Source organism: Pseudoalteromonas phenolica, from assembly GCF_005886345.1.
Taxonomy (GTDB): domain Bacteria; phylum Pseudomonadota; class Gammaproteobacteria; order Enterobacterales; family Alteromonadaceae; genus Pseudoalteromonas; species Pseudoalteromonas phenolica_A.
In genome coordinates this window covers 357,785-365,908 of the sequence record NZ_PNEC01000021.1, presented here as the reverse complement: position 1 = coordinate 365,908, position 8,124 = coordinate 357,785, and the positions used below count along the sequence as shown (strand labels likewise).

The window sequence follows — 8,124 nt, the reverse complement described above, 5'->3', positions numbered from 1 at the left end:
GGTTTTTTGCGTTTATGGTGCTAAATCGTCCTGCACAGTGATGAGGTGATGCACTGTGATAAAAAGACGAATTAGCGCAAGGTGAAATGAGCAACCTTCACCGTGCTTAATCTTGACGACCTTAACTCCAGCTAAACTGGTCTATCTCAACTTGTGAAAAAGAAGCGTATTCACTGCGTTCGCTGTCATTAGAATTTTATAAGGTAACAGCGAAGCTAATCTGCGGTTTCATTCCTCCATATGGTAGTTGTAGATAGTCAGTAAAGGCCCCTCTGGGCAGCAATGCAACGGTTTTATTGTTATTCGTAGAATTTGCGCCTCAAGAGAAAACAAGCTGATAAAGCAGTTCAAGAGCGCTTGATTCTTCTTACTGCATATTCGTAATTTACAGGCAGGAGACTTTAAATTACAAACAACTTTCGCTTACTTCAATTATCGATACTCACGAGACCTGTATTAGAATCATATTTTAATTTCACATTCTGTGTTTCATTCAAAGTGAAAGTGCACACCCCTTTACTGGCTCTTAAAACTTTAAATGCGCCATCAGCAGTTGAGTAGTACCACTTAGTATCACCATTAGACTTCTTGCGGCCTGCTCCAGAGCGGTTCAGGATATATTTATGATCAAGTAAGTTATTCCAAAGTCTGGCACAGCGGTTTGAATTCGGCTTGTTGGTATTTTTGTTGTGTTTGTTTAGCCTGTCTTTACTCTCAACTAAATAGCCACTTTCGTTAAAGTTAAAAGAGCTGTCCTTAAATGAGGGGACGTTTGCAGCCGCGCCGCCAATATTTTCTTCTTCCCAAAATGCTTTAGCAGCATACACTTCTTGTTGAAACTTATCGGCAATAGCAAGAAGAGGGTTACCGCATTGTGATACATAAGTCAGATCAGCAATGTGTCTAGGCCCTTCCATAACAAATTCAGATTCAGCAGTTTGTGGGTCTATTTTGTAGATTTTGGCGTTTTCGCCACTATTTCTTGCAGAAACGTATAATTGACCATCGTTTGCTGTCGCAATGCCTGATGGCCAATTTAAGTTATGTTCACCAATTTTATCTAGTTTCATGTTGCTTTCATCAAGGATGTAAAGTGACTTGGCATTTAGAACATAGACGTTATTACCATCAATTGAATAAGTAATGTCGCCATGGGCGAAATCATCCCAACCCGCATCGTTTGTTTGCATTTTCCCCAGTACAGTTTTATCGCCCGTTTCTAAGTCAAATTGGTACATATAAGTTTGACTGGTGGCGAGCAAAAAACTGCCATCTGGTGATACAGCAGAGCGTTTTATTGGATAACTTGTTGTGTCTGCGATTTCAGTCGCCGTGCCAGAAGATAAGTCATACTGATAGATTTTTGACGCATTTGTATCTTTGTCCAAACGCTGCATCATAATCAATTGATCATTCGTTTCAGCAAGATTACTAACAGGAAGTGAAGCGCCTGGCATTTTGCTATAGGATTTATTTACTAAATCTATATGGTACAGAGAGTTATTTCCTTGTTCTGCATATCTATCAACCGCAAATAACCCCTCTAGGCATGCGTCATTTGCACCTACGTGAGATGAATATAGGGTAAAAACTGAAGCGACTAGTTTATTGGTATTGAACGAAGGTTTTGATGTCATAATAATTACTCTGATTAATTCAATAAACATACAGCAAAATTAAGCCTAAATTAACCTTGAGCCAGTTTCATTGATTAACAGTGACTTATGATATTTGCACATCAATTTTTAATTGTGAGTTTGCATATTGCAATGCAATAAGCAGTTTAAGAGTGGAAATTTGTTCATAAACTCGGCGCTGCTCTACTTAATTTAGATATTATCTAATATTTCCACTTTACTAATACAATCATAAGTGTGGTTATAAATATAATAGTTTTTGTTCTAGTTTGTTGTAAAAAGCTGATTAATTTTTCTTTCTTTTTACGACGTTCTTAGCTAATTTGACATAGTTCGGAACTATGTGTTTTTTAGTCCTTCAGCTAGTAAATGGTTTTTACTTTAAACACAGTATCTGTTTAAACGAGGGTAACTATATGGGTAGAGTAGAGAAATTAATGGTACGCATGGTATTAAGTGATGTTAGCCAACACTTTCCTGAGCCGGTAGATTTGCTGTCTGACGATAGCATTAGCACCTATGGAGATGGCTTATACCAGGTGCTTAATGAGCTTGAAGCGCAGCAATTAGTAAAGCGGTTGGAAAGTGGTCATTTTACTGTTGGAGATGCTTATACAAACTTTTAAAGTTAAGTTGGTTATTAATCATTTTCTTTCACTTTTTCCACGTCAAGGACGTTTCCTTTGAGACGCATGGCTTACTTTGTTATCTCTTTGTTTTAGCTTGCAGTGCGCTTCCAGCAAAATAGTTAGGAAATTTTAGAAAAACTTACTAAATAACAATCTCATACTTAAATTATTATCGCGATCAACTAAGGGGCTGTCAGTGATACTACTGTCATACATGGTGTAATCAATGGCTAGCTGCGTGAAACCGCCAAAGAATATTGGGGTCGACACTGAAAGGCCGATTGATTGGTTTATCGCACTATCACCTTTATAAAGAGCTCTGTTTTGAGTGACTTCGAAGTCTCTTACACCATAGTAATAATCGACATGATTTTTATCTAAATGGTTTATTGATAAATTTGGTTCAAAGAAGACAGGACCAAATCGATACGCTTTTCCAATTTTGGCTTTTACTTCATAGCCGTCAGATTTATTGAAGATATCGTGTAAAAAGCCAATGCTTAATTTCCAGTTATCTCGTTCATATTTAAAATTTGCGCCTAAATCCATTGAAAAGTCTCTTTCTTCCATGCCGATAAAGACATCACTGTCTGATTCGTCAAAGCCTTGAAAGCGAGGAGAAGCTTGCACTTCGAATTCTATATCACCTAACTCTAAAAGTTCGTAACTTACAAAAGGGCCATATACCGATAATTTGTCACCGCGATAGCCTAAAATAGGCAAGGGTGTTACTCGATTACCATAACCTTTATAAATTTCTTGGCTTAAGCCAAGACCAATGCCATACAAGTAACCTTTTGGTTCAAGCTGAGCACGTACATCACCTCGTTCATCAGCAGAGACATTTGAAGAAAAAATTACGGGTAATGAAGCAAGGGCTAAGGCTTTTAAAATTCTGAACATTTTGAGGTCCTTTTGTTGTCAGACTATCAGTATGGATGAAAAATCATTTTAGATCAGTGTTATGACATTTTTTATGTTTGTACCTTTTTAGGTTTTATGTATTATCAGATTGGTTTTCCGAAAGTTTATAAGGAAGTAACGTATGCAGTGTTACCAATGTAATGTAAATTCACACAGGTTATGGCTGCTCAGAATGTCATGGAGCTTGGTTACCAGCGAAATTTCTAAAAGCAATCGGCACCGTCAAAGAGTTCGATTACATGGCATTTGTCGGGCAAGTTCAAAGCCAAGTGAAAGAAACGAAAGAATTAACTTGCCCATCTGGCTGTGGTCAATTGCATCGTCATTTTTTCGAAAATTGTCATTTTAGTTACTGTCATAGCTGCTTTGGTGCTTGGTTTAAGCAAGGTGAGTTAAAAGGTTTCTTACATAATTTCAGAGATGCGAAAGACATTCGAGTTCTAGATACCGCAGATAGAATTAATGGTCTCGATATATTGTTTGATCTTTTAAAATAAAGGCGTAAAGAAGGCCGCATAAATGCGACCTTAGGTTACTTCTAGGGAGTTAATCAGAAAGCAATTTCGTTTGAGGGCTATTCCATCAACCACATTCTTGCTGTTCTTGCTGGCAGGTAAAACTTGTGCCACCGACTCGAGACATTTTGCACATCGTTGCTTAATGTATCTCGGTAGTTGCGGTGCCACCATAAATTATCAGCTTGCGTATCTACCCAGATATCTTGGCCAGTGCCACACTTATTGATACCAACCACGCCTTTGTGCTCACGTTTGAATAACAAAATACAGCTATTGTGGTTTAGCACCTGCATACTGCTGCCATGGGTGGCATTGTGAAATTTAAGCATACCTTTCACGTCTTCACGGCGGTAAAGATCATTCCAACGGTTATCACCACTTTCGTTATTATCCGAATACACTAGTGGTACACCACCATCTCTGCCTAAAACAAATGCGTTCGCAAGTTTTTCGTCGGTGGCATCCATAATTTGATATCTAAAGCCGTCATTCAGAGGAATATCATGAGTAACGCTAAAAGTGATAGCTTTGTTACCTGCTAATGCTTGACCATAGGCTGCAGGGTCAACTAGCTGACTCATCGAACCGCCAAAGCTGAATGCGCCTCTGATCTGTGCAAACAGTGGAAAGTCATAAGCTGAGTGGCCTGTTTGTGCCAAATAAGGCACTAAAAAGTTATCGTAATCACCGCTACCTGAACCACCTGTCGTTATAATTTCACCAAACACATGCGTATCTTTTTTAATGTCGGTATCGAACACTGCATTAATATGGTAGTTGGTCATGTGTTTTGCGGCATCAACTCTAAAGCCCGTTACGCCAATTTTTTTTAACGCATTTAAATACGCTTTTTGTTGAGTGATAACCCAATTGTTAGGGTCTAAATCGGGTAGGCCGGGATCGGGGGCAGCACCACACAGTCGGTTGTATTGTACATCGCCAACGTCATTGTAATTACTGATACATTTTGGACCACCTTGGTCGTATGTACCGTGAAAATCACCCGCGCCGAATAAGCCATCTTTAACATCACCAAATAACGTAATGTCGTTGTAATAGTTTATATCAGCAGCGTAATCGGCTAAAACTTCGCTTCCTGGATAGTTAAGATCAGCGCGTTTCCATTGCTCGTTTGCCATATGATTAAAAACAATGTCGGCATAAGTCTCTACACCTTGTGCTTTAAGCGCTTGCACCATGGCTATAAAATCATTGGTATCACCCAAAGGGTTATCTATGACACGTAGATCTTGTGGCTGATAACGAGACCACCATGCATCTCCAGTCGATTTATAAGCAGGAGAGACGAGAACTTTCTTATACCCTAGGTCTGCAATTTCTTGAGCCTTGCTCGCAACGTCATCATAGCGCCAGTTAAATGCATGTAAAATAACATCTGCGCTGCTTTGGAAGCTCACAGCACCAAGTAAAAGCGCTGCAATTTTAAGTTGTTTATTTGATTTCATATATGTTGTCATGTGTTCACCTTTTATCGCATTCCTTGCCTGTTGAAATAGGAAACATAAAACTCACACATAAACTAGGTTAATGAAATGTTATGCATACGTATTCATTAAAAGTCTTTTCTCAATAATCAAAATTACAAAATAGTTTGAATAGATTTTATTCAATAAAATCAATGTATATACAAAGTTTTGACTCGTTTTTACTAAATGTTGGGGAGGCACAAGTAATTGCACTTTTTTCATGATCAACCCATTGAGCGCCTTTCATAAGAGCAATGTCACCATCTTGTAATTGAGAAATATGATGAGGTAAAGGCGCTTTAATTTCGGGCTTTAATTGGTTTGGCGCTAATGGCAAAAACTTCACTTCATCGGGAGCAATCCACCTCTCACCAAGGCCACCTAATGTAGAAGCCATTCTTACAAGGTTTTGCGGTTGATGGAAATGAGGGCTTAAAGAGGTATCACAAGCAATCAGTCTTAACCCGATTTCTTTAGGCTCAAACAACACTTCAAACATTTCTAGCATGAGTTCAATATGTTGTGCTAATAACGATGAATGCGTACTGCCCTCAAGCTTAAATAGAATCTCTTCAAATAAGTCTTTATTTATCTCACCCTGATATTGGATCACAGTACCTAGGTTTTGCTTGGCAAATAACTGTGCTGCATGTGATATAGCCCAACTAGATTTCTTTGAGAAGCAAGTCAGTGTGACTTCCTTATTGTAAATATTGCTTAAAACATCCGCAGAGGCGCTTATTTGGCAACTAGCTGTTTGGTTTAGTTCAGAGTATTCAAGTGGGGCCGCAGTGTTATGACTCATGTTAATTTTATTTGATTGATACAATATAACAAAACTAACATTAAATAATTCTCATTTAAAGTTTTGATAGTTAAAAAATGAGAATTGCTTTTATTAGACAACCGGTCTAATATCGTTTCATGATCGAAAAAACAGCAAAACCTCGACGAGGTCGCCCACCCAAAGTGGCGCGTGAAAATCAAGATACAAGAGCCGAGCTAATTCGAGCTGGACTTGAGCAGTTAACAGAATCAGGCTTTGCCGCTTCAGGAATTGAACAAATATTAAAGAGAGTGGGTGTACCAAAGGGCTCATTTTATCATTATTTCAGTAGCAAAGAGGCCTTTGGTTTGGCCGTACTTGAAAGTTATGCAGCGTATTTTTTGAAAAAGCTAAACAGGCATTTAGCGCAAAGTGATGAAGCGCCTCTGTCAAGACTGAGTAATTTTGTCGAAGATGCCAAGTCAGGTATGCAAAAGCATAGTTTTAAACGCGGTTGCTTGGTCGGTAATTTGGGGCAAGAGGTAGATTTATTACCCATCAGTTTCAGAAAAGAGTTGGTGGCAATATTTGAAACTTGGCAATGTGAAGTCGCGGTATGTTTAGAAGAGGCCAAAAAACAAGGTCAAATTGCACAAAACGCAGATTGCGCGCTGCTTGCTGAGTATTTTTGGATTGGCTGGGAAGGCGCTGTCAGCCGTGCTCGTTTAGAGGCTTCGGTTAAACCACTCGATAATTATTTTAAGTGTTTTGTAATGGGGATTTTATTGTCCTCTCATTAATAAGTAGGTTAAGTAAGTTTAAGAAAAATTTTTTAACTGAGGGCCTGTTAACCTTTTAAGTTCGTTTTTGCAGAAGTTTGACTGGTTTTTATACAAGGCGGAGCAAGCGTAGCATGGTTATTCCATGTGAGTCTTGCGATAACGCAGTAGAAATGCCAGTCAAACACTGCCCAAAGGGCTCTTCTGAGCAAACTTTGCACATTGTTGCTCGATTTGTACTTAGCTCGCTAAGCATCAAACCGAGCGTCGCGTTCAAAGCTCGCTCAGAGAGAGCAAAACTCGGACGGAAAAGGATCACAGGCCCTTATAGACGACTGGTCTAAATTAGGAGCGAACGATGTTTAAAGGTATCTTGATCAATAAAGATGAACACGGTTATCAGGCGTCAGTTACTGATATTGATGACAAGGTTTTACCTGAAGGAGATGTCACTGTAAGCGTGTCTCACAGTACGTTGAACTACAAAGATGCATTGGCAATCACAGGTAAAGCGCGCGTCGTTCGTACTTTTCCGATGATCCCTGGTATCGATTTAGTTGGCGAGGTTGAGCAATCTGATTCTGATAAATTCAAAATCGGTGACAAAGTATTATTAAATGGCTTTGGTGTTGGTGAAGCACACTGCGGTGGGTTAGCTGAAAAAGCTAGACTAAAAAGTGAGTGGTTGATCCCTTTGCCTGAATCTTTATCTGCGAAACAAGCTATGGCAATTGGCACAGCGGGTTACACTGCTATGTTATGTGTTTTGGCACTTGAAAAGCAGGGCATTACGCCTGAAAAAGGCGATATTCTTGTTACAGGAGCAAATGGTGGTGTTGGCAGTTTTGCTATCGCCATATTGGCTAAGTTGGGCTACAGAGTAATTGCTTCAACAGGTCGCTTGGAAGAGTCTGATTACTTGACCAAATTAGGCGCAAGTGACGTGATTGATCGCAATACGTTATCTGAGCCGGGTAGGCCACTTGGTAAAGAGCGATGGGCTGCGGCAATTGACTCTGTGGGAGGTCATACTTTAGCCAATGTATGTGCAGGTATTAAATATGGTGGCGTTGTGGCTGCATGTGGTTTGGCGCAAAGCATGGAATTTCCTGCAACTGTGGCGCCTTTCATTTTAAGGGGTGTGACGCTTGCAGGTATCGACAGTGTTATGCGCTCACTTGAAGACAGAATTGAAGCTTGGTCACGTTTAGGCGATACCATTGAACCAGACATGTTTGATGCTGTCTCGACTGATATTGGTTTAAACGAAGTCGTTGAAACCGCTTCGAAACTATTAGAAGGCAAAGTGAGAGGGCGTGTCGTGGTGACGCTATAGAGTCTTTAGATTTTTATTTGCTAGCAAGGTCATCATATTGCTATTTAA

The 8,124-nt window shown here is 39.5% G+C and carries 8 protein-coding genes; 4 read left to right on the top strand and 4 right to left on the bottom strand.

Annotated features, from left to right (window positions below):
* Nucleotides 1-428: 428 nt before the first annotated feature.
* A complete protein-coding gene (locus tag CWB72_RS11300) occupies nt 429-1,637 on the bottom strand; it encodes a YncE family protein (RefSeq protein ID WP_138631442.1) in 1,209 nt (402 codons plus the stop codon).
* Nucleotides 1,638-2,053: 416 nt separating this feature from the next.
* Between CWB72_RS11300 and CWB72_RS11295 the strand changes: the two genes are divergently transcribed.
* A complete protein-coding gene (locus CWB72_RS11295) occupies nt 2,054-2,263 on the top strand; it encodes a hypothetical protein (RefSeq protein WP_138568168.1) in 210 nt (69 codons plus the stop codon).
* 132 nt (nt 2,264-2,395) lie between these two features.
* Here CWB72_RS11295 and CWB72_RS11290 read toward each other — a convergent pair whose 3' ends face one another.
* Entirely contained in the window at nt 2,396-3,169 is a 774-nt protein-coding gene (locus CWB72_RS11290) for a MipA/OmpV family protein (RefSeq protein WP_138631440.1), read from the bottom strand.
* 260 nt (nt 3,170-3,429) lie between these two features.
* Between CWB72_RS11290 and CWB72_RS11285 the strand changes: the two genes are divergently transcribed.
* Nucleotides 3,430-3,687, top strand: coding sequence for a hypothetical protein (locus CWB72_RS11285; RefSeq protein WP_138631438.1), 258 nt, complete (start codon nt 3,430-3,432; stop codon nt 3,685-3,687).
* Nucleotides 3,688-3,764: 77 nt separating this feature from the next.
* On the opposite strand, the gene CWB72_RS11280 is transcribed toward CWB72_RS11285, so the two are convergent.
* Both CWB72_RS11280 and CWB72_RS11275 read right to left on the bottom strand, forming a co-directional pair.
* Nucleotides 3,765-5,186 (bottom strand): alpha-amylase family protein, encoded by a 1,422-nt coding sequence (locus CWB72_RS11280; RefSeq protein ID WP_252371531.1) that lies wholly within the window; start codon nt 5,184-5,186, stop codon nt 3,765-3,767.
* A gap of 145 nt (nt 5,187-5,331) precedes the next feature.
* Nucleotides 5,332-6,000 carry a DUF1826 domain-containing protein gene (locus CWB72_RS11275; protein ID WP_138631437.1) on the bottom strand — a complete coding sequence of 223 codons (669 nt, stop codon included), beginning with the start codon at nt 5,998-6,000 and terminating at the stop codon, nt 5,332-5,334.
* A gap of 119 nt (nt 6,001-6,119) precedes the next feature.
* On the opposite strand from CWB72_RS11275, the gene acuR reads away from it, so the two are divergent.
* Both acuR and acuI read left to right on the top strand, forming a co-directional pair.
* The gene (gene acuR / locus CWB72_RS11270) at nt 6,120-6,761 is read left to right on the top strand and encodes an acrylate utilization transcriptional regulator AcuR (protein WP_138631435.1); all 642 of its coding nucleotides are present in this window, start codon (nt 6,120-6,122) and stop codon (nt 6,759-6,761) included.
* Between the two features lie 337 nt (nt 6,762-7,098).
* A complete protein-coding gene (gene acuI, locus CWB72_RS11265) occupies nt 7,099-8,076 on the top strand; it encodes an acrylyl-CoA reductase (NADPH) (RefSeq protein ID WP_138631433.1) in 978 nt (325 codons plus the stop codon).
* Nucleotides 8,077-8,124 lie beyond the last annotated feature (48 nt).